This is a genomic window from Meiothermus sp. (assembly GCF_026004115.1).
Lineage (GTDB): Bacteria > Deinococcota > Deinococci > Deinococcales > Thermaceae > Meiothermus.
Genome location: NZ_BPIM01000001.1, coordinates 828,369 through 851,599 on the forward strand (window position 1 = coordinate 828,369; position 23,231 = coordinate 851,599).

Sequence of the window (23,231 nt, forward strand, 5' to 3'; positions counted from 1 at the left end):
GGCGATTCTTTTCGCGGCTAACCGACCAGCTTGCGAACAGAGTTCGAAAAGACCCACCTCTCTAGCTTAGCAAATGGTAAAGCAGCGCTTTCTGCGCGTGCAGGCGGTTTTCGGCCTGATCGAAGACGCGCGATTTCTTGTGCAGGGTGGCCTCCTCCACCACCTCCTCGCCGTAGTGAGCAGGCAGGCAGTGCAAGAAGATGCCATCGGGGTCAATCAGGTCGAGCATGGCCGGGTTCACTTGAAAACCGGCGAAGTCTTTGATTTTGCGCTTCTGGCTGGCCTCGGCCTCCTGGCCCATCGAGACCCAGACGTCGGTGTAAAGCACCTGGGCCCCTTCGGCAGCAGCGCGGGGGTCGTGGGTCAGGGTGATATCGGCTCCTAGCTTGAGGGCCTCCATGTAGATAATCGCGTTGGGCTCATAGCCGCGCGGGGTCGCGATGGTGAGCTTGACCCCCGACAGCACCGCACACTGGATATGGGCGTTGGCCATGTTGTTGCCATCGCCGATGTAGGCCACCTTGAGCCCCCGCGTATCCGGGAAGGTTTCCTCGATGGTCTGGTAGTCGGCCAGCAGTTGTACAGGGTGCAGCAGGTCGGAAAGACCGTTGATGACGGGCTTGGAGGAGTATCGGGCCAGCTCCTCGAGGGTGGAGTGCAGATAGACCCGGGCCATAATGCCCTCCACCCAGCGTTCCAAGTTCAGGGCAATATCGCGCACCGGCTCGCGGGTACCCAGGCCAATTTCGGCGTTGGTCAGGTTGACCGCGTGACCCCCCAGCTGGTTCATGGCCACCTCGAAGGTGGTTCGGGTGCGCAGGCTGGGCTTTTCGAAGATCATGGCTAAGGTCTGGCCCTCGAGGGGCCGCAACCCCTTGAACGCTCCCCGCTTCATGGCATGGGCCGTATCGAGCACTGCGCGGTATTCAGCCGGCGACAGGTCGAGATTCGAGAGAAAATCGCGGCCTTTCAGGCTGGAAACTGGCTTTATTGCTTCAACCACAGGTTGCCTCCGGGAATGCCTGATGCGCATAAAAACGCAGGCATGGGGTTTGATTATACAGGTTGGGAATATTCTGGCAAAAAATCAGATGGTCTCGAGAGCCACCTCGACCATCTGATTGAAGGTCTCCTGTCTTTCTTGTGGCGTTGTTTTCTCACGGGTAATCAGATGGTCGCTGATGGTCAGGATACACAAAGCTTGCACCGCAAACTTGGCCGCCAGGGTGTAAAGCCCTGCGGCCTCCATTTCAACCGCCAGCACCCCAAATTGCGCCCAGATTTTGTAAGCGTCGGGCTGGTCGTGATAGAAGGTGTCGGTCGAAAGCACATTGCCCACCCGCACCGACATCCCCCTGGCTTTTGCATGGTCGTAGGCTCGCCGCATGAGCTCAAAGTCGGCAATGGGGGCATAGTTCTGACCGGCAAAGCGCAGGTTGTTGATGGAGGAATCGGTGCTGGCCGCCTGGGCTATAACCAGATCCCGCAGTCTGAGGTGCTCCGTAATGGCCCCCGCCGTACCTACCCGAATGAGGGTCTTGCAACCATAAAACTGAATGAGCTCGTGGATGTAGATGCTGGCCGAGGGGATGCCCATTCCGGTGCCCTGTACGCTAACCCGTTTTCCCTTGTAGGTTCCGGTATAGCCAAACATGTTGCGTACCTGGTTATAGAGCACTGGATTTTCCAGAAAGTTCTCGGCAATGTACTTGGCCCGCAAGGGGTCTCCCGGCAGCAGGATGGCTTCGGCAATGGCACCGGACGGAGCGGAGATGTGTGGCGTCATGTCTGTACTTTATCGTTTAGAGCAGATACCGTACATGGCTGCGGTTCGCCGGCTCGGAACCAAAGGTGGGCAAAGACCCCCGTATTTCCGCATTATTCGTCGGCCCAGTCCCCAAAGCCCTGATTATCGGACTGGCGCAGGATGGCGAGTTCAAACTGGGTGGGGTTCTGAGCATACAGGCGGGCCGTCTGGTAGTCCACCCGGCCCTTGTTGTACAGGGAGAGCAGGTTTTCGTCGAAGCTCTGGTAGCCTTCCAGGCCCTGTTCGCGCAAAACCTCGCGCAGGCGGTCGGTCTGGCTGGGCTGCTTGAGGGCCTCGCGGATCCGGGGGGTCATGGTGATGACCTCGGTCACGGGCACCCGCTCGCCATCGGTGGTGGGTACCAGGCGTTGGTGGATGATGCCCAGGAGGCTTTCGGCCAGCAGCACCCGGTTGATGTTGCGCTCTCCCTGGCTGAAGAGCTCGAGCATCCGGTTCAGCACGCTGCTGCTGTCGCTGGACACAAAGGTCGAGAGCACCAGGTGGCCGGTATAGACCGCATTGAGCACCGCCGAGGCAGTGGCCGGGTCGCGGATCTCGCCTATCACAATCACATCGGCATTCTGGCGCATGGCAGCCAGCAGGGCTTTTTCGTAGGAAACCGCATCGGAACCAATTTCGCGCTGGATCACAGCCGAGCGCTTGGGGCGGTGCAGGTATTCGATGGGGTCCTCGACGGTGACGATGACACGGGTGTGGTGGGTATTAATCTCGTCTACCAGACGGGCCAGGGTAGTGGATTTGCCGGCACCTATGGGCCCCGTGACCAGCACCAGGCCCCGGCGCTGGTCGCGGAAGAACTCGAGGTACGCCGCGTCCAGGCTCACCTTGCTGAGGTCTTTGTCCTCGCTGCTCAGGGTATGCAGCACCGCACTGATAGAACCCCGCTGGTAAAAGAGGTTCACCCGTAGCCGGGTCAGGCCCGGCAGGCTATAAGCCACATCCACCTGACGAAAGGTGTGCAGGCGGGCTTGTTGTTGGGGTGTACACAGTTTCTCGACCAGGCTGGTGGTGAACTCCGGGGTGATGGCACTCTGGGTGATGGTTCTGAGTTCGCCCCCGATACGGGCCAGCACCGGCATTCCAGCATGCAGGTGGATGTCCGAGGCACCTTTATGCACAAGCAGGGTGAGCATTTCTTCAAAATGCATAGGCAATCAAGAGGAAGCCTATCATCTTTGCTGTCGCCCTGAGGCTGTTTGCAAACCGTAGAGCGTTACGGATCTTGCTACCCTTTTTGTTTTGGGGCCATACACGCAGGTCTTTTGGGGCTTGATAAGGAGAGATAGCGCATATAAAAACTCCCCTTGCGGGGAGTGGATGGTTTTTTGAAAAGCTCAGTCGAAGGAAAGGGCATTGTCCAGCCGGGCCACCGGACGACCGGTGATACGCTGCACGGCCTCGGGGATCAGGGGCAGGATGACCTCGAGCGAATCCTTGCACCCCTGGGGGCCACCCGGCAAGTTAACGATCAGGGTTTTGCCCCGCACACCGGCCACCCCTCTGGAAAGAGCAGCCAAGGGGTTTCTTTTGTAGGTCTCCATACGGATGAGTTCGGCAATGCCCGGAGCTTCTTTTTCCAGCATGTCGCGGGTGGCCTCGGGCACGTGGTCGCGGCTGCTCAGGCGGATGCTGCCGCTAGTCAGGATCAAATCCAGGCCGTCCCGGTCTGTCCACAAGCGCAGCATGCGCTTGATCTGGGCAGGCTCGTCGGGGATAATCTCATAGTTGGTAATTTCGTAGGGGCCAAAGGCTAGGGTTTCGCGCATCACCGCGTAGGCGCGGTCTTCGACCTCGCCACGGGCCTCGCGGTCGGATATGGTGAGGATGCCGACTCGAATCATTTGCCATCCAGTTTAGACCACAAAAATGATAGTTTTAGGTTATATGTGGCACGAGAGCGTTATACTGGAGGGCCGCTTTATTAAACTCGAGCCCCTGAGCCTGGAGCACGCCCCCGCCCTGCTCGAGCACTTCGACGCGGAGATGGTGCAGTACCTGAGCAATGCCCCTCGGGAAGCCACCCTGGAGGCCATGCAAAACTACGTCCGGTCGCTGCTTTCGGCCAAAGACCGAGTCAATTGGGCCATCTTCGACAAAGCCAGCGGCCAGATGGCGGGGCGTACCGGCTATGTGCGGGTCAACCCTGAGTACCGCTCGCTGGAAACCACCACCTGGATTTTCACCCCTTTTCAAGGGGGTTATACCAATATCGAAAGCAAATATCTGCTCCTCTGCCATGCTTTCGAGCAACTCAAAGTCATCCGGGTACAGTTTCGGGCCGATGCCCGCAACAGCCGCAGCTGCAAAGCCATCGAAAAGCTGGGGGCCACCTTCGAGGGTATCCTGCGCAAAGACCAGATTTATCCCAACGGCGTCATCCGCAACACGGCGGTTTACTCCATCATTGACGACGAGTGGCCTCAGGTCAAAAAGGGGCTCGAGGCCAGGCTTTACCGACTATAGGCGAAAAGATACCCATTTAGAATGACCCTTGAGGATGGCCGCCGTATGGGGATGGATTCCTTCTCGAAAAAAACTGCCTGTTGCATTCCATTTCCCCTTGGGGAAAACCCCCTTTTCCTCCCCCAGCGGGGGAGGTCAGGTGGCGGGCCGTGCCCATCCGAAGAGGAATCTCTAGCAAGATCTTTTCTTTCGAGCAGCATTTTGGGCGATTGTTAGGAAAATTGGGAACGAAATAAACGGATTTCTTATCAACTCCAAGCTGTTCAGTTTCAACGGTATACAATAAAATGCAAGCAAGCGTCGGCCGTTTGAGCAGTGCGGGTCTTTGATAGTAAATCTGCCTGACGTCTGCAATTGGGGGGCGCATGCACCTAACCAGCATTCCCATTTACGATCACCACGCGTATTCGTTGTTCAAAGAGGAACGCTGGCGGGCCGAACCGCTCGAGCGCTACTTCACCCAGAACCCAAGCCCCGAGATGCGCCCCTTTATGCGGGACAGCCTTTTTTTTCGTCGCAGCCTGCGCGACCTGGCCGAGTTTTTTGGCTGTGAACCCAGCCTGGAGGCCCTCGAGGAGGCTCGTCGGCAGCACAACTACCCCGAACTGGCCCGCTGGCTCTTTGCCGAGGCCAACATCTCTCACCTGCTCATTGAGGACAGCCAGGACAGCGAAAACCTGTGGCATGCGGAGACCTATGCCCCACACCTGGCCTTGGGGGTAGGGCGGATTGTGCAGCTCGAGACCGAGCTGGAGAAATTGCTGGATCATCACGACAGCGCGAGCCGACTCCTACAGGCCTTTGAAGCCCACCTGCGCGGGCTGGCTCCCTCGGTGGCTGCCTTTAAGAGCGTGGTGGCCTATCGCAGCGGCCTGGATGTCGGGCGGCACAATCTGGTCGAACTCGAGCGGGCCTACAGCGAATTGCGCCGCAGCCCGACCTCCAGTCAAACCCCGCGCATCACCAGCAAGCCCCTGCTGGATTCCATGTTGTGGATGGCCCTCAAGATAGCCAGCGAAACAGGCAAGGTAGTGCAGTTTCACACGGGCTATGGCGATCCCACCCTGGATATGCGCCTGGCCAATCCCCTCGGGCTACGCACGGTGCTGGAGGCCCCCGAACTGCATGGGCTGAAAATCGTCCTGCTACATGGCTATCCCTACGTGCGGGAAGCAGGCTATCTGGCCAGCAGCTACCCTGGCGTTTACCTGGACCTGGGGCTCACCATCCCCGCCGGAAGCGTACATGCCATGCGCACCGCCCTGCATGAGGCTACCCACCTGGCACCCATCAGCAAGGTGCTCTTCTCCACCAGCGCCCGCCACAGCCCCGAAATGTTCTGGATTGCGGCTCGTTGGGGACGGCGCATTGTGGCGCAGGTACTGGAGCAAGCCGTCTACAACGGCGACCTCACCAACGAGGAAGCCGAATGGGCCGCCCAGCGCATCCTCTCCCTCAATGCGGCCGAACTCTACGGCACCTTTGCCAGCCCTCCTACCGAGCCGGTGGTGTCGTTGTCTTAGTTCTATCGAGAACGGTCTAGTTGAGCTAAGCTACCGTGCATTTGCCGAGGGCTTCCCCCGAATAGTCGTGTAACAACTACTGGCTACCCTCAGGCAGTCTCACGCTGACCAGCGCGCCGGGTTCCACCTGGTTCTGGGCAAACCATCCCCGGGGCACCTCGAGCGCTTGCCGGTAGACCACCCCTGGATCGTAACTGCGACAGCCTTTGCCCTGGAGGGGTGTCGGGCAGGGCTCGACATCCAGAATAGTCAGGATTTTCCCCTGGCTGTCCAGAAAAGCCACCGACGCTGCGGTTTTGAAGCCCAGGCCCGTCCAGCCATCGTCGCGAGCCTGTGGAAAGCGATACAGAATGCCCTGGTTCGCTTTCAGGTTTTGCCGGGCAAAGGCCTCGAGTTGCCGGGGGTTGCTTATTTTGTAGACCGGTAGTTCCAGGGAACCTCTGGCGCTCGAGATGCTGACCACGGTTCGGGTTACCAGTGGCATGCGTTGTTGCGCTGGGCGGTTGAGGATCTGGCCTGCCAAAAAATAGCCTGTGGTAGATAGGGCTACCGCCAGGGCAATCAGCCCCAGGCCATAGCCGCGAATACGTCCGAAGCGGTTCATGGGTTGGGCACAACTTCAATCTCGAACAAGAAGGGCCAGAGTTTCCCGGTCACGAACACGCGGCGGTTCTGGCTGTCGTAGGCGATGCCGTTGAGCACGGCGTCGGGGTCGGGGTTGCGGGCCAGGGCCAGCAAGGCGAGGCCGGTCAGGTCGAGCCAGGCTTCCACGTTGCCGCTCTGGGGGTTAATGATGGCAATGCGGTTGGTCTGCCAGACATTGGCCCAGATGCGCCCCTGGATGTACTCGAGCTCGTTGAGCCGCGTCACCGGCTGCCCCCCTACCCGTACCGTAAGGGTACGCTCGGGCCGCAGGGTACGCGGGTTGAGAAAGAAGAGCTGTGCGGAGCCATCCGACATAATGAGCCGAGCCCCGTCGTGGGTCAGGCCCCAGCCTTCGGTCTGATAGGTAAAGCGCCCCACCGGACTAAAGTTCAGGTCGTAGATGAAACCCTCCTGGTTCTGCCAGGTGAGTTGGTAAAAGCGGTTCTGAAACAAAGTAATGCCCTCCCCGAAATATTTCTGGGCCAGCGAACGGCTTTGCAGCACCCGCCCGGTCTTAAGCTCCACCTTACGGATGCTGGACTGGCCGTAAAGGCCGGTGCCTTCATACAAAAAGCCGTTGTGGTAGATGAGCCCCTGGGTAAAGGCGGTGGGGTCGTGGGGGTAGGTACTCACCACCCGGAAGCCCCACACCGGCACCTGGGGCTGGGCCAGGGCCATACCCAGCAGAAGCCAAAGGAATAAAAAGGTGCGAAGCACGCCTTTACCTTACCGCAAGGCCCCAAAGATGAATGAGACCTGGGTCAAGCCATTCCTCTTTCCTCCAGGTAGCGGCGCAATTTTGCTTGAACTTCGTTAGCATATGGCTTCTCTACATCCAAAACAACGAACCGATCGCTTTCTTGCCGGGCAAGCTCCAGGAAGCCATCTAAAACCTTTTGATGAAATGCCAGTTCCTCGGCTTCAAACCGATCAGGTTCGTTGGACACCCGCCGATGTTTTGCCCGCCAAAGCCCAAGCCGGGGCGAAATCTTAAAGAGGAACGTAAGGTTTGGCTTCAGCTCTCCTAAGAAACCACTAGAAACGGCTCGGAGCCAGTCCAAAGAAAGCCCCCGGCCATACCCCTGATAAGCCAGCGAAGAGTCTAGCCAGCGGTCACAAAGCACCACCGCCCCCCGGGCAAGGGCTGGACGTATGACCGTTACGGCGTGCTCGGCGCGGTCAGCGCTATACAGCAAGAATTCCGTCTCTGGCTGCATGGGTCTCGTAAGAATCAACTTGCGCAGCTCAGTGCCCAACTCGGTACCGCCCGGTTCTCGAGTTAGCACAACCTCACGGCCTTTTTGCCTGTACCAGTCAGCCAAAAGCTGCGCTTGGGTAGACTTTCCGGCACCCTCGGGGCCTTCAAAAGTAAGGAAGAGGCCCTTCACCAACCCTCCCCAATAAGAGTACCCATCTTCATAACCCCGTCGGGTGGGCCAAAAACACCCAGGGCAGGCCAAACTCCTCTTCCAGCCGGGCGGCCAGGGCCTTGACCCCGAAGGTCTCGCTATCGTAGTGGCCGGCATAAATCACGCTGAGGCCCAGTTCGAAGGGTTCGTGGTAGTGGGCGTGCGAAGGCTCGCCGGTGATGTATAGGTCGCAGCCGAGGGCATTGGCCAGGCCCACGTCGCCCGCCCCACCCCCAGAGACAACCCCCACCCGCCGTATCTCATCCGGCCCCCCCTGGTGCAGAAGCGGCTGCATTCCGGTTAGCTCACCGATGCGGTCCATCACCTCGGCCAGGGGTTTTGCCGTTGCAAAATGCCCCACAAAGCCAATGGGGCCGTACCTGGGGTGCGGGAAAGGCTCCAACCCCTGCAAGCCCAGCTCGCGGGCCAGCACCGCATTGTTCCCCACCTCGGGATGGGCGTCGAGCGGTAGATGGGCCGTATAAAGGCTAATACCTGCAGAAAAAAGCCGCTCCAGCCGCCTCTTCTGGTAGCCCACAATGGCAAAGGGCTGCCCCCAGAAAAGCCCATGATGGGTAATCAGAAAGTCTACCTGGGCCTCTGCCGCCTGGTCGAAGATCACCTGGGCCGCGTCCACCGAGACCCCAATTTTTCGCACTTCGGTTTTCCCCTCCACCTGCAAGCCGTTGAGCGAGGGATCTTTGAACTCGCGTATTTTGAGGTAGTCGTCCAGCCAACGAACCAGCACGTCGCGTTGCATGGCTCTAGTCTAAGTCACCCAGTCTTCACCCCGTCTTAGGCCCGGTGAAGGACTTGAGCTTGGTGAGGGCTTTCGTGATGCCCCAAGCACACCCTCAGGCCCAATCAACAACTTCTCGAGCCAGACAAACCCATGTTTTTTGCCTTCATATTTCAGCTTTTATCTTGCGTTCCTCCAGCGCCAGGCGCACCTCCTCTACCTCGTTCCAGGGCAGTATCTCGGTGCCCCGCTCGAGCGTCCGCTCGTGGCCTTTGCCGCTAAAGAGCAGGGTGTCGCCAGGCTGGGCCAACCAGACCGCATAGCGGATGGCCTCGCGCCGGTCGGACACCAGGGCGTAGCGGCGGGGTTCACCGTGAGCCCGGGCCATGGTCTCCAGGATTGCCTCCAGGGGCTCGGTGCGGTGGTCTTCTTCGGTAAAGATGGCAAAGTCGGCCAGCCGACCGGCCACCTGGCCGATGCCCGTACGCCGGGTGGGATCCTGATTCCCGGCAGCCCCAATCACCACCACCAGGCGGTTTCGGGTGGTAGGGCGCAGGGTTCGGAGGGCCGCTTCCAGGCTGGCCCCGGTGTGGGCAAAGTCCACCACCACTCGGAAGGGCTCGCTTTGGAGTAGCTGCATCCGACCCGGCACACCCGGAAAGCAGGCCAGTCCAGCCTGGAGTTGGGCCACCGAGAGGCCCATCCGGCTCGCAGCGGCCAGGGCCGCCAGGGCGTTCTCGGCGTTGAAGCGCCCCACCATGGGCAACTGCACCGGGAACGACCCGATGGGCGAGATGACCTCAAACCCCAGCCCGCTGCTACTTTCCACCAGGTGCTGTAGCCGCCAGTCGCCCTGGGCGCCATAGGTCCAGGTCTGGGGGCGCTTGGCCAGGGTTTGCGTCCAGGGGTTGTCGCTATTCACAATGGCAAACCTCGAGCGCTCCAAAAGCTTCTTCTTCTCGGCGAAATAATTTTCCATGCTGCCGTGCAGGTCGAGGTGGTCTTCGTACAGGTTGGTAAAGATGCCCACTTCGTACAAAAGCCCCCGCACCCGCTCCAAAGCCAGCGCATGGCTGCTCACCTCCAGCACCGCCTGCTGGCAGCCTGCCGACACAAAGCGCTGCAACATCTCCTGCACCTGCGGGGCCTCGGGGGTGGTGAAGTGGCCGGGTAGAAAAAGCTCCTCATCCCCTATTCTGACCCCCACTGTGGAGAGCCGACCCACCGGCGGAGCGGCCGATTGCAACAGGTGATGGAGCAGCACCGCAACGGTGGTCTTGCCCTTGGAGCCGGTCACGCCGAGCAGCCTCAACTTTTGCGCTGGATAACCCCAGAAGGCTGCCGAAAGGTCGGCCAGGGCGGCCCGCGCATCGGAAACCCGCAGGTAGGGTACGTCCAGGTTCAGCTCACGCATCCCCACCACCGCCACTGCCCCTTTTTCGATGGCCTGGGGAATGTAGTCGTGGCCATCAAAAGGCTGGCGGCTGGGCAGGGGTACACCCGGTATGGCCACGAATACAAAACCGGGTTGCACCAAGCGCGAGTCGTGGGTTATACCCGCCACGGCCAGGGCGGGGGCGTTCTGACCAAACAGGGAAAACAGCTCTGCCAGCGTCGGCATGGGGTTTAGTTTAGCGCCCGTTTACCGCTCCTCCAGCCGTTCTACGGCTCCACCTATCCGCACCCACTCGGCAAAACCGCCCTCGATGTGACATACAGGCTCCAGACCCATCCGCTGTACCGTCTGGGCCGCCAGGGCCGAGCGCCAGCCTCCCGCGCAGTAGAAGATAAACTTCTTGCCTGAAGCGAAGATGGGCTTGTGGTAAGGGCTTTCGGGGTCTACCCAGAACTCCAGCATGCCCCGTGGGGCGTGGAAGGCCCCGGGAATCTTGCCCTCGCGCTTGAGCTCGCGGATATCGCGCAAATCCACGAACACGCAGTCGGGGTCGCCCAGGTAAGCCCTGGCTTCCTCGGCTTTGATGGTCTCGATCTCGGCCAGGGCTGCCTCGAGCAGCGCTTGGTAGCCGATTTTCATACCCATACCCCAATTTACTCATCTGGGCCATTTAAGCTAGGTGGGCTATGCGAATGCTTTTGTGGCTTTTGCCCTTGCTGTTCTCGGCCTGTGTGTTCGTGCGGCCCGAGCCCACCCCACCCCCACCGGTGCGGCCCGTACCCGCACCGCAGCCTACAGGCTTTGTGCTCAACGCGCGGCTGGGTTTGCCACCCTACCCTGGCAGCATTGCCCTCAAGCGCGAGGAGCGGGGCGGCTCGAGCAAGGCCGAGTTCGAAACCCGCGACCCCCTGGAGCAGGTCTATGCCTTCTTCCACAACTGGCTCACCAGCCGGGGCTGGGTACGCACCCGCCTCGAGTACAAAAGCCCTGCCACCAAGCTGGAGGCGGTGTACCAGCGGGGCGCCGAACGCTTCCAGCTCGAGCTCGACCAGCAGGGCCGCAGCGGGCGGTACAAGCTCGAGATAGATTTTTAGGATTCGCCCAGGCACAGGTTGCCACGATAGCCGTGCCCAGGTAGCCTGGAAGCCTCGATACCTCCTGGAGGCGTATTTACAAAGTTCCCTTGGAGCCCATCTCGCCCTGGGTAAGATCGAGGATACCGGTGCTTTGCCGGAGGTTCCTGGCGCGGTTCAATAAACCTCCACAACGCAATTCCCCGTCATCGGGATGCGGGGCGATCGCCAATACATCCAGACCCATAACCCCAGGGTTATATCACAGGGGCAGGGGTTGGCGGTTGGGGTAAATTGGGGTAGCTCGAGTACCCATGCTTGTTTGCACGGTCTCGTGAGTCATTAGGGGGAACCCACATGGTAATTACATCATTGGAAGATTTGGACGGAATGACCGATGTTATGGGCCTATTGGACGAGGGACAGCGTCTACAAAGCCGCCTGGGGGAATTGGGTGGGGTATTGCGCCAGGTGGCCAGCCAACTGGACAAGGGCAGCCCCCCCTCCCCTGGTATGGCCGCCAGCGTGATTGAAGTCTCCAAAGCCTTTGAAGGCTGGCACGAGCGAGCCCAGCGCATTCTGGGGGGTACCCCGGTTGAACCGGTATTACCCAGGGTATTGGAAGCCCTCGAGGCCCACCGCAAGGCCCTGGAAGAAGCTGCCCTTCGCCAAAAAGCCATGAACGTACTCGAGCAGGTCAGCAGCCTGGTGTACCGGGGGGCCGACGAGTTCCTACCGCTCTCCACAATACAGTTCGACGCCCTGGGCATGATCCGCAAATTTAAGGACATGATCGGCCTCAACGATGTCATCCTCTCCCTGGCCGGCGGCAACCACCCCTACAATCTGCTGCTTAAGCTGGTGCTGGACAAAGAAATGAGCAACGACGAGTGGATGAGCGTCTATCAAAAAGTAGGTCAGGAAATCGGCCAAGACCTGGCAGTAGCTGCCGCGCGCGGGCGGGTCTATTTGCCCGAGCATTAAACAACGGGCCGTAAGCCAAAAGCCAAAAGCTAAAAACAACAAAGTAGCAGCGGGCCACAAGTCCGCTGCCCTTTGTTTGGTTGAGAACCCTACCCCTACCTTGGTAGGCAAGCACGGTTAATAGTGTTGCCGAGCGTAGCAGTTGAGTTAACAACTGTACCGAGGCCCATATTTGCTGCTTTCCCCAACAGAAGCAGCCCCACCTTGGCTCGCGCCGTCTCTCCCTATGACATAGAGAGGGGGCTCCAAGTCAACCCGCCCCTTGCCCGTCTGGTGGGTGCTATAGAGGTGTCTGAACACCTGGGTAACAGCTTACTAACAACAAATACAACGTGCGTAATCAAGCTAATCCTTCATTCTGCGATCCAGGGCCCGAGCATGGGCTTCCAGACCCTCTTCGCGGGCCATGCGGGCTCCCAGTACCGAGAGCCTGCTGGCGGCTTCCTGGGTAAGGCCCACCAGCGGAATCACCTTGAGAAAATCGCGCAGCGAAAGCCCGCCGCCAAAGCGGGCCGTGCCAGAGGTGGGCATCACGTGGCTGGGGCCTGCGATGTAGTCGCCAAGTGCTTCGCAAGAATGTTCTCCCAGGAACACACCCCCGGCGTTGCGTACCATTCCCAAGACGGCCAGGGGGTCGTGAATGGAGAGGCACAGGTGCTCGGGGGCGTATAGGTTGGCCAGTTCCAGGGCTTGCTCCAGATGCTCCACCAGCACCAGACCGCTACGTTCCAGGGCCTGACGAGCGATGGGGGCTCTGGGCAGGTCGGCTAGCTGGCGCTCGAGTTCCTCCATCACCCGCTCCAATAGCTCGCGGTAGGCCGAAAGCAACCAGGCTTCCGAGTCCGGGCCGTGCTCGGCCTGGGCCAAAAGGTCGGCGGCCAGTAGCTTGGGGTCGGCGGAGGCATCGGCAATAATGAGGGTCTCGGTAGGCCCCGGCAGGCCCTCCATCCCCACCACCCCATACACCTCGCGCTTGGCCAGCACCACGTAGCGGTTACCCGGCCCCATGATTTTGTCCACCCGGGGCACCGTCTCGGTACCGTAGGCCAGTGCGGCAATGGCCTGCGCCCCGCCCATGCCGAACAAGCGGTCGGCCCCCGCAACCCAGGCGGCAGCCAGAATGCCGGGGTGTACCCTGGGCGGCGAAGCCAGCACAATCTCGCCCACCCCCGCAACTTTGGCCGGAACTGCCGTCATGAGCACAGTGGAGAGCAGGGGGGCCGACCCCCCGGGCACATACACCCCCACCCGATCCAGCGGGCGCACCAGCTGGCCCAGCACCCCTTCCGGCCCGGCCTCCAGAAAACCCCCCATCGGTTCACGCCGGTAGAAGGTTTCTATGCGTTCCTTGGCGGTCTCGAGGGCATCGCGCAGGTCGGCATCCAGGCTCTCGTAAGCCTCCCGCCAGACCCGCTTGGGTATTTCCTCTACCGGATGCCCGTCTATTTCCTGACTAATCCGTTGTAAAGCAACATCGCCCTCGAGTTCAATCTGGTGCAGAATGTGCCGCACCGTTTCGAGTGCATCGCCATACTCCACCGTCAGGCGGCGGCTTTTGAAGTGCTCTCGGATTTGCTCTGGGGTTTTGATCATAAACAAGGCCCTTCAGCAGCACAAACAAGGTCACGTGTCGCAAGTTGCAGGTCAAAAGGTTTTAGGTCAAGAGACAGCGATCAAGCACAAGAGGCAGGAACTTTTTCTTGCTGTCGGTTATTGAGCATAACTATCGCCTCCCCCTAGCTATACCGTCTGCGGCGGCGACGGCGGCGGCTGGGGCTCTCCCCTTCACGTTCTTTTTCTTTGGGGGGTTCACCGGCAACCACCCTGGGTTTGCCCGGCTCTCCCGCCACGATGCGGGGATGGCCGTTGCGCTGAGCATTGGAACGTTGGGCCGGTTCCTGGCGGCCCTGCATGGGCGGTAGTCGTTGTCCGGCCTCGAGGCGCTGTACCTGCGTCAGCTCGGCCTCAAAAATGTGCTCCCCTACCTTCTGCGTGAGGCGCACCGGATAGCCGTCTTCATCGAAGTAAAGCAGGCTCAAACCGGGTCGCAGACGGTAGACACGCATATTGCGAGGGGTCTTCTCGCCTGCAGTGTCCCCCTCGAGGGTCTGGTCGGGCAGGCGTTCGACATAAACCCTGCCACCGACCAGCGCAAATTTTTCGACCTCCCCCACCTCGAGTTTGAGCCTCCCCACCGCCAGAATCAGCGAGAGCGGGTCGTGCATCTCGGCCAGATAGGGAATGGCAAAGTCGTCCTTACCCTGGCTCACCGTTACCAACCCGTCTTCACGGGAAAAATCCACCTCCATCACCCGGGCCCCGTTGCCCTCCACCCGCTCGCGGTAGCGGCGGGGCAGGCCCAGGGGGTCTACCTCGCTCTCCCAGCGCTGCCGGGTTTTGGGCGGCGGAAGCTCCACATTGGCTTCCAGGGTCAGGCGCAACCCATCCCGGCGCGGCTCCACGGTCAGGCGCTGCTCGCCTGCCGGAAGACCGGCGTACCGGAGGCTATACCATAGCGACTGCGGAATCGCCCAATCCATGCCCACCATCCTACCAGCCCTGGGTCAGAAGCAAGTCCAGGCTCGAGGGTCCAGCGTCAAAGCGCTCATCTGTTACATTACCCCGCTTTCAGCTATCGGCTATGGACTATAGGCTTGTGGACGATAGACTCCCCACCTACCCCAAGGCCTCCGCCAACAGCCGGTGAAAATGATGCACCCCCTGCTCCCGCGCCACGCTGAAGCGTCCCCGGTCATAGAAGCGCGACTTAACCCCCTTCTGCACGGCCTCCACCACCACTTCGTCCTCTCGCTCCACCCGGTCGAGGGCAGCCCCAGCCCCCGCCTCGAGCTTGCCGGCATCCCAGATGTAGGGCAGAAACGAGACCTTGGTCAGCTCCGGCCCCAACGGACGCACCACATTAACCGACAGGCCCCAAGGGTAAAAGTTCAGCATCAGGTTGGGGAACACCCAGTAGTAGTAGGCCGCAATGCGCTGGCCGTAGTCGGGGGAGTCCTTGGGCAGGTCGAAACAAGGCTCGCCGGGGGGCGCAATGCCCAGTTGCAGGTTGCACCAGTCGTAGACCTCGGTGGTGTAGCTGCCGTAGTCAATGGCGGTGTTGAGGGAGGCATGGATAAAGGGAATGTGGAAGCCCTCGAGGTAGTTGTCGCAGTAAAGCGCCCAGTTGGCCCGCACCAGGTAGTCCCGCGCACGGGCAGGCTCAAAATAAAACTGCCGCAAGGGCATCCAGCCGATGCGCTCCTGGATGGGCCGCAGCACCTCTTGCAGCAACACGGTGGGGTTCAGGCTGGCCCACAGAAACTTCCCCTGGCCCCAGGTCTCGAAAGCCACCTTGGGCAGGTCGTCTTTGGGGCTGGGGAAGCCTTGCACGCCCTCGAACTCCGGCATGGCCTGAAAACAGCCATCCAGGCCAAAGCGCCGCCCGTGATAGCGGCAACGCAGGTAGCGGGCGTTGTCACCGGTCTCGGCCACCAGCATCCCCCGGTGGGTGCACACATTGGAGAGCAGGTGCAGTTGGTCGTCAAAGTCGCGGGTGATAACCAGCGGCTCGTCGAGGCAACCCTCCAGCAAAGTAAAGGGCTTGACTGTACCGGGGGCCTTCAAGTCGTCGGTATCGCCCACCCACTGCCAGCTCCGGGCAAAGACCTTCTCTTTGGTTTCCTCGTAAATGGCGGGGTCTTGGTAGAAGCTCGAGGGCAGGGTGGCGGCCTGGGCAATATCGGGGTGAACTTCCAGTTTCTTCATGGTTGCTCCTTGGGCGAGGGGGCAGGGTTTTTGAGCCAACAAACCAGGTCGGTACAGCCAGGCTTCGACTGTACGAGGGCGGCTGGGGTCTTATTTACCAGCAGCAATAATGTCCCTGGCAAAGCGCAATAATTTGGTCTGAATATCGAGCCAGGAGCGCATGGCTCCCATTATAGAGCGCTCTTCACATAAAGTGAGCCTTCCTGGCATTAGGAATCCTCTGCCCCAGTCAGAACAGTTGCCGCCCGGAAACTCGAAAACATGCGCCTGGGCCCAGACGCATTCTCGTTTTCGCAGGCGGCAACGTCTGTGAAGGGCGCTATTAAAGCAAAGGCCCCCCGCGCCTCCAGCGGGGGGGAGAGGGGGTGGGGACTTACTTACCCCACTCGAGCTTGACCACCATCTCGCCGCCTCTGGGGCTTACGCTCACCTCGAGCTTATCCCCTCCCCGGCGGTACTCCGCTTCGTAGGCCGGGTTCTTCTTGCCCCCCTTAGACTTGAAGTTCACCTTCACCCAGCCCTTCGAGAGCAGGTCGCGGTGGTAATAGCTAAAAATCTGCTCCACATCGCCCCCCCGGTAGGCCACGCGGTACTCGGTGTCCTCGCGGTCTTCCCACAGCACCCCGTAACCCGGTATGGGGGTAATGAAGAAGATGGGCGGCCTGGGCGCCACTAGCACGGGCGGCTCGGGGTTGCTGGCCCAGCGGGGCTGCACGTTGTAGCGCACCACGTCGCTCACCCAGTCGCGGTCGGGCAGAGGGGTGACCACAATCGAGAGAGCCCGGGCCAGGTTGCTGGCCCCCTGCACCCGCATCTGCCCGCTTTTGATGTCGGCCACCTGGGCGAGCGAGAGCGGCGTGCGGCTGGCCACCGCTAGCACCTGGTCTACGCCGGCAGGCCCGCCGATGGTGAAGTCGTAGCGAGCGCCCGGCTCGGGGAAAACCCGGGTCTCGCCGGCACGCAGGTAGTTGTACTGGTTGAAGGCGTTGGGCAGGATCAGGTCAATCTGGCCGTCGGCGTTGATGTTGAACAGGTAGACATAGGCGTTCTGGTTGACGCGGGTGTAAATCCTGATTTTGTCGCCAAAGAAGTAGGTGGCGTTGCCCAGCCCCGAAGGGTCGCGGTCGAGCCAGGTCTGCACGTCCAGGTCGGTGGGCACCGGGTTGACGATGATGCCCTGGGGGCTCAGCACCGGCGCCGCAGAGGCCATCAGGCCCAACAGCCCCACCATGCTTGCAATCAGTCGCTTCATCTGGTTCCTCCTGAACCCAGGGTAGGAAACCAGAAGCCCCCTGCCATGAAGCCTGCATCAGCAAAACTTAACCTTGGCTTTGAGCGATTCTTTAGTCGCCAGACAACAAAACCCCCTCGAGCGAAACAGCATGAAGGGGTTTTGGTATTTTGGGCTTGGTGGGCGACGAGGGACTCGAACCCCCGACTTCATCCTTGTAAGGGATGCACTCTACCAACTGAGTTAGTCGCCCGTGTGGTGACCCCAAGGGGATTCGAACCCCTGTTACCGCCGTGAGAGGGCGGCGTCCTAGGCCACTAGACGATGGGGCCGCTGGAGTCTTTTTTTGGGTCTGCGGGGATAGGCCCGCAAACAAGACCGTCCATCAGGGTAACACAGGCCCGCCGGTTCGTAAAGCCAAACCCCCGGCTCGCGCCGGGGGCCTTTTGGTGGACCGCACAGGACTTGAACCTGTGACCAACCGATTAAAAGTCGGTTGCTCTACCAACTGAGCTAGCGGTCCGGTTTTGCAGCATGTGGAGCAAAAAGCTTCCTACAGCCTTAGAGATTATAGGCAAAGGGCCCACAGTTGTCTATAGCGTGGCGCGCATAAAAAAAGCCGAGGGCCGGTGCTTTACCGACCCTCGAGCCTTCCCAAACTACCAGATATAGAAGATGGTCACGATGAACAGCCAGACTGCATCCACCAGGTGCCAGTACATCGAGGAGCCCTCGAGGGTGCCCTGCTCGTGGTTGTCAATTTTGCCGGCCAGACCCTGGGCGTAGGCCAGGGTTAGGCCGGTTCCACCGATGACCACGTGGGCCCCGTGCAGGCCCACGATCAGGAAGAAGGCCGTGAACCACAAAGCCGCCTTCTGGGCCGCTTCTGACTGACCCGCCGCGTTCAGGGCATCGACATAGTGCCCCGAGGCAATAGCAAACTCCCAAATCTGGAAGAGAAAGAAGACCACACCCAGGAGGATGCTAATCAACATGCCCAGCTTGAATGGCGAGAACTTGTTGGTGCGCAGGTCGTGGTGGGCGTAGTGAACGGTGAAGGAGCTGGCTACCAGGAAGAAAGTGTTCAGCAGGGCCAGCCACAGGGCCGGGCGGTGGTCTTCGGGCGGTACCGCAGCCCCAGTAAGGCGCAGGTACAAGTAGCCCGCAATCAGGATCCCAAAGAGGGCAATTTCCGAAACGATAAACCAGGCCATGCCCACCCAGGCATTGGATTTGCCGGTAACGGTGTGGTGTACCACAGGGTGGTCGTACTCTTTGCGCAAGGCCCACTGGAAGAGGCTGTAAATAAACAGTACCAGCCCCACCGCCAGCCAGCCGCCCCAGCCGGCTACCCCGCCCACAGAGGCATTGCCCATATCAGGGGCCAGCGAGATACCGATACCTGTAATGAGCAGGCCCACGGCAGTCATAAAGGGCCAGACCGTGGGCGCCGGCAAGTGGATGGTAGCGGGGTCAACGGGGGTCGGCTTTAAACCCTCCTTCTCCCAGTCGTAGAGGGGCCGCTCGGACTTGAAAACCGTGGGGAACTGCACCGCAAAGTTGTAGGAGGGCGGGGGCGAGGAAGTGGCCCACTCGAGGGTATACCCCCCCCAGGGGTTATCGGGGGCCTTGACGTTCTGACGGAAGCTCTGGATCACCGCAATCATCCAGGCAATACCCCCCAGGGCCAGAATGACCGCCCCCACGGTGGAAGCGAAGTTCAGCTCGTTCCACAGGTAGAGCCCATCCGGGTAGGTGTAGTAGCGGCGGGGCATCCCCAGGAAGCCCAGCACGTACTGGGGCATGAAGGTCAGCAAATAGCCCACCAGGAAGAGCCAGAAGTGCACCTTACCCCAGAACTCGGGGTACATGCGCCCGGTAATTTTGGGCCACCAGTAGTAAAGCCCGGCAAAAGCCAGGAAGCCCGAACCGGCCATCAGGACGTTGTGGAAGTGGGCCACCACGAAGTAGCTGTCCTGCACCTGGTAGTCGAAGGGCACCACCGCCAGCATGACCCCGGTAATCCCCCCCAGCAGGAAGTTGAACATGAAGCCCATCACAAAGAGCAGCGGGGTTTTGAAGTCGAGCTGGCCGCCCCACAGGGTGCCCAGCAAGTTGAAGATTTTGACCCCGGTCGGTACTGCAACCAGCACCGTGAAGAAGACAAACACCAGTTGGAACAGCAGGCTCTCGCCCACCGTGAACATATGGTGCGCCCAGACCAGGAAGCCCACCACCGCGATGCCCACCAGCGCAAACACCATGAAGCGATAACCGAACACCGGCTTGCGCGCGAAGGTGGAAGCTATCTCTGCAGCGATGCCCAAGTAGGGCAGCAGCATGATATACACCGCCGGGTGTGAGTAGAACCAGAAAAACTGCTGATAGAGCACCGGGTCGCCGCCGATGCCAGGGTCAAACAGGCTCAAACCCAGTTTGCGCGAGAGCAATACGGTCAGACTGGCTGCGGTAATGCCGGCCAGAGCAAAGAGCGAGAGCATGGAGGTAGCGAAAATGCCCCACACAAAGATGGGCATCTTCCAGAGGCCCATGCCCTTGGCCCGCAGATTGTAGACCGTAGCAGCGAAGTTGGCCGAACCCAGGAGGCTCGAAAGCCCCACCAGAAGTACGCCCATCATGAAGAAGTCGGTGCCCAGGCCCGTAGTGCGCGAGAAGGGATAGTAGAAGGTCCAGCCCACATCCGGCGCCCCACCAAAGAAAAGCGAGGTGTAAATCAGCACCCCCGAAAAGACGAAGAGCCACGCCGCAAAGGCGTTGATGCGCGGCAAGGCCACGTCTCGCTCGCCCAGCATGAGGGGCAGGATAAAGTTACCGAAACCCGCCAGCCCCGCCGGGATGATGAAGAAAAAGAGCATGGTAGCCCCGTGCAGGGTGAGCACCTGGTTGTAGGCATCGCCCACCAGGAACTGCTGCTCGGGGCCCGCCAGCTGCCAGCGAATGGCCACCGCCATCAGGCCCGAAAGTCCGAAAGCCACGAAGGACGTGACCAGGTAAATCATCCCGACTTTTTTGTGGTCACTGGTGGTCAGTAAGTCCCAGACCGAGGCCCAGAAACCCAGACGGGAAGTGGTTTGTGGAGTTGCGACAGCCATAATTTATTCAATCCTCCCGTTAGAACTTCTCCAGTTTGCTAAAGTCGAGACCATCCACTTTGTGGCTCATCAGGTAAGCCGCAATGGCCTTCACGTCGTCGTCGGAAAGGTTGAGGAAGGCAGGCATCTTGATGCCAGGCTTCATGCCGGGGGAGTTTTTGATCCAGGGCTCGAGGTACTCCGGCTTGTTCGGCCACATCCCGGCGCCCACCGTGGTACGGTTACCAAAGAAGGTGAGGTCGGGGTTGCTGGGAAGCCCCTGCGAAACACCTTTCAGGGCGTGGCAGGCCGCGCATTGCTGTTTGTACAAGGTCTCGCCCCGCACCAGGGTTGGGTCGCTCGGAGCGGCGGCCTGGTAGGCTTTGGCCCCCTCAATCCAGCGGTCGAACTCTTCCTGGGGCACCACCTTGACCCTAAAGCGCATGTTGGCATGCGAAGCCCCACATAGCTCCACGCACTGGCCGTAGTAAGTACCGATTTTCTCCGGGGTCACTTCGATATGCGTAACGACCCCCGGTATGGCGTCTCGAGCCCCCACCATGCTGGTGATGCGGAAGGAGTGGATGACATCGTAGTTGGTGCCGTCGCCGCCCGTAATCTCAAAGCGCACCGGCTTGCCTACCGGCAAAATGAGTTCGTTGGAGTTGCGAACCCCCTGCTCTTTGTAGTTGAAGTCCCACCAGAACTGCCACGCGCGTACCTCCACCACCATAGCGCCTGGGGTGGGACGATCGAGCTTGAACATGCTCTGGGCGGTAAGGCCAAAAATGATCAAGACGATGACGGTAGGAATGACCGTCCAGGCCACCTCGAGGCGGTCGTTGCCGTGGGTCTGCTCGGGCTCGGCGGTCTCCTGGCCGGTGCGGCGGAACTTAACGGTCACGTAGACCAGCGCCCCCGTAACCACCACGAACACCAGGGCCGCAAAACCCATCACCCAAGCCAACAAGCCCCAAACTTCCCGGTTGAACGCCGAAGCATCCCGATCCAGGATGTTGAGGGTGTGTCCCCCTGCTTGACCCGGCTCAGCCGCCAGCACCAGGCCCAGCATTAGAAGAACTATCAAACTTATACTTCGTTGTAGCATTCCTAGCATCCTCCGTTGGTTGTACTCGGTCATTCTAGCGCATATTATTTGGAAACATTTATTATTTGGAAACATTCCGGGATTTTGCCGAGGGCGTATCTTACCCCGCTAGGGTATTGTAACTACATCCACAAGGCACGGTCTATGGCCATCGCAACAAAAAGTAATGCCAGGTATAACATGGAGTATTTGTAAAGCGAGAGCGTCCAGGCGCGCTCGAGGGTCTGGTATAGGCGTAAGCTCCGCACCAAAAGCAACCCATTCAGCACCAGCGCTGCCACCAGATAAAACCAGCGCAGCTCGCCCATCAAAACCGGAATCAGGGCAATAACCACGGTCAGAATGGCGTAGAGCCCGATCTGATAGGCCGTTTCTCGCTCCCCCCGCACCACCGGCAGCATGGGAATGCCCACCGCGGCGTAGTCGTCTTTGATCATGAGGGCCAGCGCCCAAAAGTGCACAGGTGTCCAGAAGAAAACGAGCAGAAACAGATACCAGGCAAATAGGTTCAGCTCGCCCGTTACCGCAGCCCAACCCACCAGAGGCGGGAAAGCACCGGCAGCGCCGCCAATCACAATGTTGCTCCAGAAGCGGCGCTTCATGTAGAGGGTGTAGATAAGCACATACCAACCCAACCCCGCCATAGCCAGCAGCGCGGTGGTCAGGTTAGCGCCCCACCACAGCAGCAGAAAAGAGAGCACCATCAGGGCCGTGGCAAAAAGGGCGGCATCGCGGGTACTAATCTTGTGGGTGACGGTAGGGCGCTGGGCGGTGCGCTTCATGCGGCCGTCAATGTCACGGTCAATGACCATGTTGAAGGCGTTGGCTGAACCCGCGGCCATGTATCCGCCCAACAACACCACCACAAACAAGCCCAGACCCGGCCAGCCACCCGCCGCAATGAACATGGCCATCAGGGTGGTGAAAAGGAGCAAGCTAATTACGCGGGGCTTGGTCAACCAGAAATAATCGCGCCAGGTTGCGCGTTCGGGATTGGCAACAGAAACCACCATATCAGTTTACCTTGCTTCAGGTGTAGGAACCCTGGCCGGAGTAGCACGATAGCCCAGGCTCAGCGCCGAAACCGTAAGCAACAACCAGGTAAGCCAGACCGCATCGGAAAGCAAAAGATGGGGCAACTGGGTGTAAAGCGGCGCCGCCTGGTGCACGTTGAGGTAGCCCATGCCCAGTTGCAAAATGAACACCACCCCGGCCATCCGAGCAAACAATTTGGTGTAGGTGCTGGGTCGAAGAGTCGCCACCAAATTGGCAACCAAGACCACATACACACTCACCATCACCGCAATGAAAGGATGGTAGATGCGAAGTTGCACCAGAAAGTGCTCGCCAGGGGTGAGCGCGCGGCCCACCGCCTCGGCGGTGTTGCGCACCGGAAACAGGGCATCGCCCAACGAGGTCAGCGCCCCCGAGGCCGCTACCCCCAGAATCCCCACAAAGCCCAAACCCAACGCCCAGCCCAACACGCCCTGCCCTTTCCAGACTGGCCGGTGCTCTGGATGAATCGACCACCACGCCGCAAGGGTTAGGGAGCCAATCAGAAAAAGGGTGTTGATGAGGTGAATGGGGGCAATGACGGCCCGGGCAATGCTAGCATCCTGCCCTACCAGTCGAAAGAGCACCAGTCCCGCTCCCACCAGGCTTTCGGTAATCATGAAAAGCATGGCCAGACCGGCCCCCAAGCGGGCCAGGTGGCCTTTGGGAAAAGCCCGGCGCGACCAGACCAGAAGCCCAATTGTCAGGAGCAGCGAGAGGCCACTGGTGATCCGGTGGAAAAACTCGATGAAGGTCTCGAGGCCCCGAAAAGCGGGCAGCACTTCACCATTACAGGTTGGCCAGTGCGCCCCACAGCCATCTCCGGAGCCGGTGGCCTGCACCACATCGCCCCACAGGATGACCACCAGGGTAAAAATCACCAAACCCCAGGCGTAAGCAGTAAAGCGTCGGTTGGTCATAA

At 60.0% G+C, this 23,231-nt stretch carries 21 protein-coding genes, 3 tRNA genes and 1 pseudogene; 4 read left to right on the top strand and 21 right to left on the bottom strand.

The features are described 5' to 3' along the window. Positions 1–61 precede the first annotated feature (61 nt). From argF to Q0X23_RS03930, 4 genes are all read right to left on the bottom strand, one after another. Positions 62–1,003, bottom strand: coding sequence for an ornithine carbamoyltransferase (argF, locus tag Q0X23_RS03915; protein ID WP_297859078.1), 942 nt, complete (start codon positions 1,001–1,003; stop codon positions 62–64). Between the two features lie 84 nt (positions 1,004–1,087). After that, positions 1,088–1,786 (bottom strand): purine-nucleoside phosphorylase, encoded by a 699-nt coding sequence (deoD, locus tag Q0X23_RS03920; RefSeq protein WP_297859079.1) that lies wholly within the window; start codon positions 1,784–1,786, stop codon positions 1,088–1,090. Positions 1,787–1,878: 92 nt separating this feature from the next. Continuing rightward, positions 1,879–2,976 carry a type IV pilus twitching motility protein PilT gene (locus Q0X23_RS03925; protein ID WP_297859080.1) on the bottom strand — a complete coding sequence of 366 codons (1,098 nt, stop codon included), beginning with the start codon at positions 2,974–2,976 and terminating at the stop codon, positions 1,879–1,881. 186 nt (positions 2,977–3,162) lie between these two features. Continuing rightward, positions 3,163–3,669: a MogA/MoaB family molybdenum cofactor biosynthesis protein gene (locus tag Q0X23_RS03930; protein WP_297859081.1), complete on the bottom strand. Its 507-nt coding sequence runs from the start codon at positions 3,667–3,669 to the stop codon at positions 3,163–3,165. Positions 3,670–3,712: 43 nt separating this feature from the next. Between Q0X23_RS03930 and Q0X23_RS03935 the strand changes: the two genes are divergently transcribed. Together Q0X23_RS03935 and Q0X23_RS03940 are read left to right on the top strand one after the other, a co-directional pair. Then, positions 3,713–4,291, top strand: coding sequence for a GNAT family N-acetyltransferase (locus tag Q0X23_RS03935; protein ID WP_297859082.1), 579 nt, complete (start codon positions 3,713–3,715; stop codon positions 4,289–4,291). 365 nt (positions 4,292–4,656) lie between these two features. Next, the gene (locus Q0X23_RS03940) at positions 4,657–5,814 is read left to right on the top strand and encodes an amidohydrolase family protein (RefSeq protein WP_297859083.1); all 1,158 of its coding nucleotides are present in this window, start codon (positions 4,657–4,659) and stop codon (positions 5,812–5,814) included. A gap of 76 nt (positions 5,815–5,890) precedes the next feature. Here the strand turns inward: Q0X23_RS03940 and Q0X23_RS03945 are convergent, their stop codons facing one another. The 6 genes from Q0X23_RS03945 to Q0X23_RS03970 all read right to left on the bottom strand — a co-directional run bounded on the left by Q0X23_RS03945 (position 5,891) and on the right by Q0X23_RS03970 (position 10,642). After that, positions 5,891–6,418 carry a DUF192 domain-containing protein gene (locus Q0X23_RS03945; protein ID WP_297859084.1) on the bottom strand — a complete coding sequence of 176 codons (528 nt, stop codon included), beginning with the start codon at positions 6,416–6,418 and terminating at the stop codon, positions 5,891–5,893. Beyond that, on the bottom strand, positions 6,415–7,176 hold the full coding sequence (locus Q0X23_RS03950; RefSeq protein WP_297859085.1) for a glutaminyl-peptide cyclotransferase: 762 nt from the start codon (positions 7,174–7,176) through the stop codon (positions 6,415–6,417). The genes Q0X23_RS03945 and Q0X23_RS03950 overlap by 4 nt, the downstream gene beginning before the upstream one ends. A 44-nt stretch (positions 7,177–7,220) precedes the next feature. Then, positions 7,221–7,847 (bottom strand): dTMP kinase, encoded by a 627-nt coding sequence (tmk, locus tag Q0X23_RS03955; protein ID WP_297859086.1) that lies wholly within the window; start codon positions 7,845–7,847, stop codon positions 7,221–7,223. 28 nt (positions 7,848–7,875) lie between these two features. Further along, positions 7,876–8,628: a Nif3-like dinuclear metal center hexameric protein gene (locus Q0X23_RS03960; protein WP_297859087.1), complete on the bottom strand. Its 753-nt coding sequence runs from the start codon at positions 8,626–8,628 to the stop codon at positions 7,876–7,878. Between the two features lie 145 nt (positions 8,629–8,773). Continuing rightward, positions 8,774–10,228, bottom strand: coding sequence for a UDP-N-acetylmuramoyl-L-alanyl-D-glutamate--2,6-diaminopimelate ligase (locus Q0X23_RS03965; protein ID WP_297859088.1), 1,455 nt, complete (start codon positions 10,226–10,228; stop codon positions 8,774–8,776). Between the two features lie 21 nt (positions 10,229–10,249). Continuing rightward, entirely contained in the window at positions 10,250–10,642 is a 393-nt protein-coding gene (locus Q0X23_RS03970; RefSeq protein ID WP_297859089.1) for a rhodanese-like domain-containing protein, read from the bottom strand. A 47-nt stretch (positions 10,643–10,689) separates the two neighbouring features. Between Q0X23_RS03970 and Q0X23_RS03975 the strand changes: the two genes are divergently transcribed. After that, entirely contained in the window at positions 10,690–11,097 is a 408-nt protein-coding gene (locus Q0X23_RS03975; RefSeq protein ID WP_297859090.1) for a hypothetical protein, read from the top strand. Positions 11,098–11,173: 76 nt separating this feature from the next. Here the strand turns inward: Q0X23_RS03975 and Q0X23_RS16090 are convergent, their stop codons facing one another. Continuing rightward, positions 11,174–11,323 (bottom strand): PIG-L family deacetylase, encoded by a 150-nt coding sequence (locus Q0X23_RS16090; RefSeq protein ID WP_374707441.1) that lies wholly within the window; start codon positions 11,321–11,323, stop codon positions 11,174–11,176. Positions 11,324–11,433: 110 nt separating this feature from the next. Between Q0X23_RS16090 and Q0X23_RS03980 the strand changes: the two genes are divergently transcribed. Then, entirely contained in the window at positions 11,434–12,060 is a 627-nt protein-coding gene (locus Q0X23_RS03980; protein WP_297859091.1) for a hypothetical protein, read from the top strand. Positions 12,061–12,405: 345 nt separating this feature from the next. On the opposite strand, the gene hisD is transcribed toward Q0X23_RS03980, so the two are convergent. The 10 genes and pseudogenes from hisD to Q0X23_RS04030 all read right to left on the bottom strand — a co-directional run bounded on the left by hisD (position 12,406) and on the right by Q0X23_RS04030 (position 23,229). Continuing rightward, positions 12,406–13,653: a histidinol dehydrogenase gene (hisD, locus tag Q0X23_RS03985; RefSeq protein WP_297859092.1), complete on the bottom strand. Its 1,248-nt coding sequence runs from the start codon at positions 13,651–13,653 to the stop codon at positions 12,406–12,408. Between the two features lie 143 nt (positions 13,654–13,796). Further along, positions 13,797–14,600, bottom strand: a complete 804-nt coding sequence (locus tag Q0X23_RS03990; protein ID WP_308446073.1) for a DUF3108 domain-containing protein — start codon at positions 14,598–14,600, stop codon at positions 13,797–13,799. Positions 14,601–14,736: 136 nt separating this feature from the next. Further along, entirely contained in the window at positions 14,737–15,825 is a 1,089-nt protein-coding gene (locus Q0X23_RS03995; RefSeq protein WP_297859093.1) for an aromatic ring-hydroxylating dioxygenase subunit alpha, read from the bottom strand. 373 nt (positions 15,826–16,198) lie between these two features. After that, positions 16,199–17,077 carry a DUF4384 domain-containing protein gene (locus Q0X23_RS16095; RefSeq protein WP_308446074.1) on the bottom strand — a complete coding sequence of 293 codons (879 nt, stop codon included), beginning with the start codon at positions 17,075–17,077 and terminating at the stop codon, positions 16,199–16,201. A gap of 156 nt (positions 17,078–17,233) precedes the next feature. Further along, a tRNA-Val gene (locus Q0X23_RS04005) sits at positions 17,234–17,309 on the bottom strand. A 3-nt stretch (positions 17,310–17,312) separates the two neighbouring features. Continuing rightward, positions 17,313–17,388, bottom strand: a tRNA-Glu gene (locus Q0X23_RS04010). Positions 17,389–17,503: 115 nt separating this feature from the next. Continuing rightward, positions 17,504–17,579 (bottom strand) — tRNA-Lys (locus Q0X23_RS04015). Positions 17,580–17,715: 136 nt separating this feature from the next. Next, entirely contained in the window at positions 17,716–20,169 is a 2,454-nt protein-coding gene (locus Q0X23_RS04020; RefSeq protein WP_297859094.1) for a cbb3-type cytochrome c oxidase subunit I, read from the bottom strand. 19 nt (positions 20,170–20,188) lie between these two features. Then, positions 20,189–21,256, bottom strand: coding sequence for a cytochrome c oxidase subunit II (gene coxB / locus Q0X23_RS04025; RefSeq protein ID WP_297859095.1), 1,068 nt, complete (start codon positions 21,254–21,256; stop codon positions 20,189–20,191). Positions 21,257–21,378: 122 nt separating this feature from the next. Next, a pseudogene (locus Q0X23_RS04030) lies at positions 21,379–23,229 on the bottom strand (heme o synthase). Positions 23,230–23,231: the final 2 nt, after the last annotated feature.

Bases quoted from the DNA above. Each gene is read 5' to 3' on its own strand.
- coxB (WP_297859095.1), bottom strand. From the start codon at position 21,256: ATGCTACAACGAAGTATAAGTTTGATAGTTCTTCTAATGCTGGGCCTG.
- deoD (WP_297859079.1), bottom strand. From the start codon at position 1,786: ATGACGCCACACATCTCCGCTCCGTCCGGTGCCATTGCCGAAGCCATC.
- Q0X23_RS03980 (WP_297859091.1), top strand. From the start codon at position 11,434: ATGGTAATTACATCATTGGAAGATTTGGACGGAATGACCGATGTTATG.
- Q0X23_RS03965 (WP_297859088.1), bottom strand. From the start codon at position 10,228: ATGCCGACGCTGGCAGAGCTGTTTTCCCTGTTTGGTCAGAACGCCCCC.
- Q0X23_RS03990 (WP_308446073.1), bottom strand. From the start codon at position 14,600: ATGGATTGGGCGATTCCGCAGTCGCTATGGTATAGCCTCCGGTACGCC.
- Q0X23_RS03945 (WP_297859084.1), bottom strand. From the start codon at position 6,418: ATGAACCGCTTCGGACGTATTCGCGGCTATGGCCTGGGGCTGATTGCC.
- Q0X23_RS03960 (WP_297859087.1), bottom strand. From the start codon at position 8,628: ATGCAACGCGACGTGCTGGTTCGTTGGCTGGACGACTACCTCAAAATA.
- Q0X23_RS03930 (WP_297859081.1), bottom strand. From the start codon at position 3,669: ATGATTCGAGTCGGCATCCTCACCATATCCGACCGCGAGGCCCGTGGC.
- hisD (WP_297859092.1), bottom strand. From the start codon at position 13,653: ATGATCAAAACCCCAGAGCAAATCCGAGAGCACTTCAAAAGCCGCCGC.
- Q0X23_RS16090 (WP_374707441.1), bottom strand. From the start codon at position 11,323: ATGGGTCTGGATGTATTGGCGATCGCCCCGCATCCCGATGACGGGGAA.
- Q0X23_RS04020 (WP_297859094.1), bottom strand. From the start codon at position 20,169: ATGGCTGTCGCAACTCCACAAACCACTTCCCGTCTGGGTTTCTGGGCC.
- Q0X23_RS03925 (WP_297859080.1), bottom strand. From the start codon at position 2,976: ATGCATTTTGAAGAAATGCTCACCCTGCTTGTGCATAAAGGTGCCTCG.
- Q0X23_RS03935 (WP_297859082.1), top strand. From the start codon at position 3,713: ATGTGGCACGAGAGCGTTATACTGGAGGGCCGCTTTATTAAACTCGAG.
- Q0X23_RS03975 (WP_297859090.1), top strand. From the start codon at position 10,690: ATGCGAATGCTTTTGTGGCTTTTGCCCTTGCTGTTCTCGGCCTGTGTG.
- Q0X23_RS16095 (WP_308446074.1), bottom strand. From the start codon at position 17,077: ATGAAGCGACTGATTGCAAGCATGGTGGGGCTGTTGGGCCTGATGGCC.
- Q0X23_RS03995 (WP_297859093.1), bottom strand. From the start codon at position 15,825: ATGAAGAAACTGGAAGTTCACCCCGATATTGCCCAGGCCGCCACCCTG.
- Q0X23_RS03940 (WP_297859083.1), top strand. From the start codon at position 4,657: ATGCACCTAACCAGCATTCCCATTTACGATCACCACGCGTATTCGTTG.
- Q0X23_RS03970 (WP_297859089.1), bottom strand. From the start codon at position 10,642: ATGAAAATCGGCTACCAAGCGCTGCTCGAGGCAGCCCTGGCCGAGATC.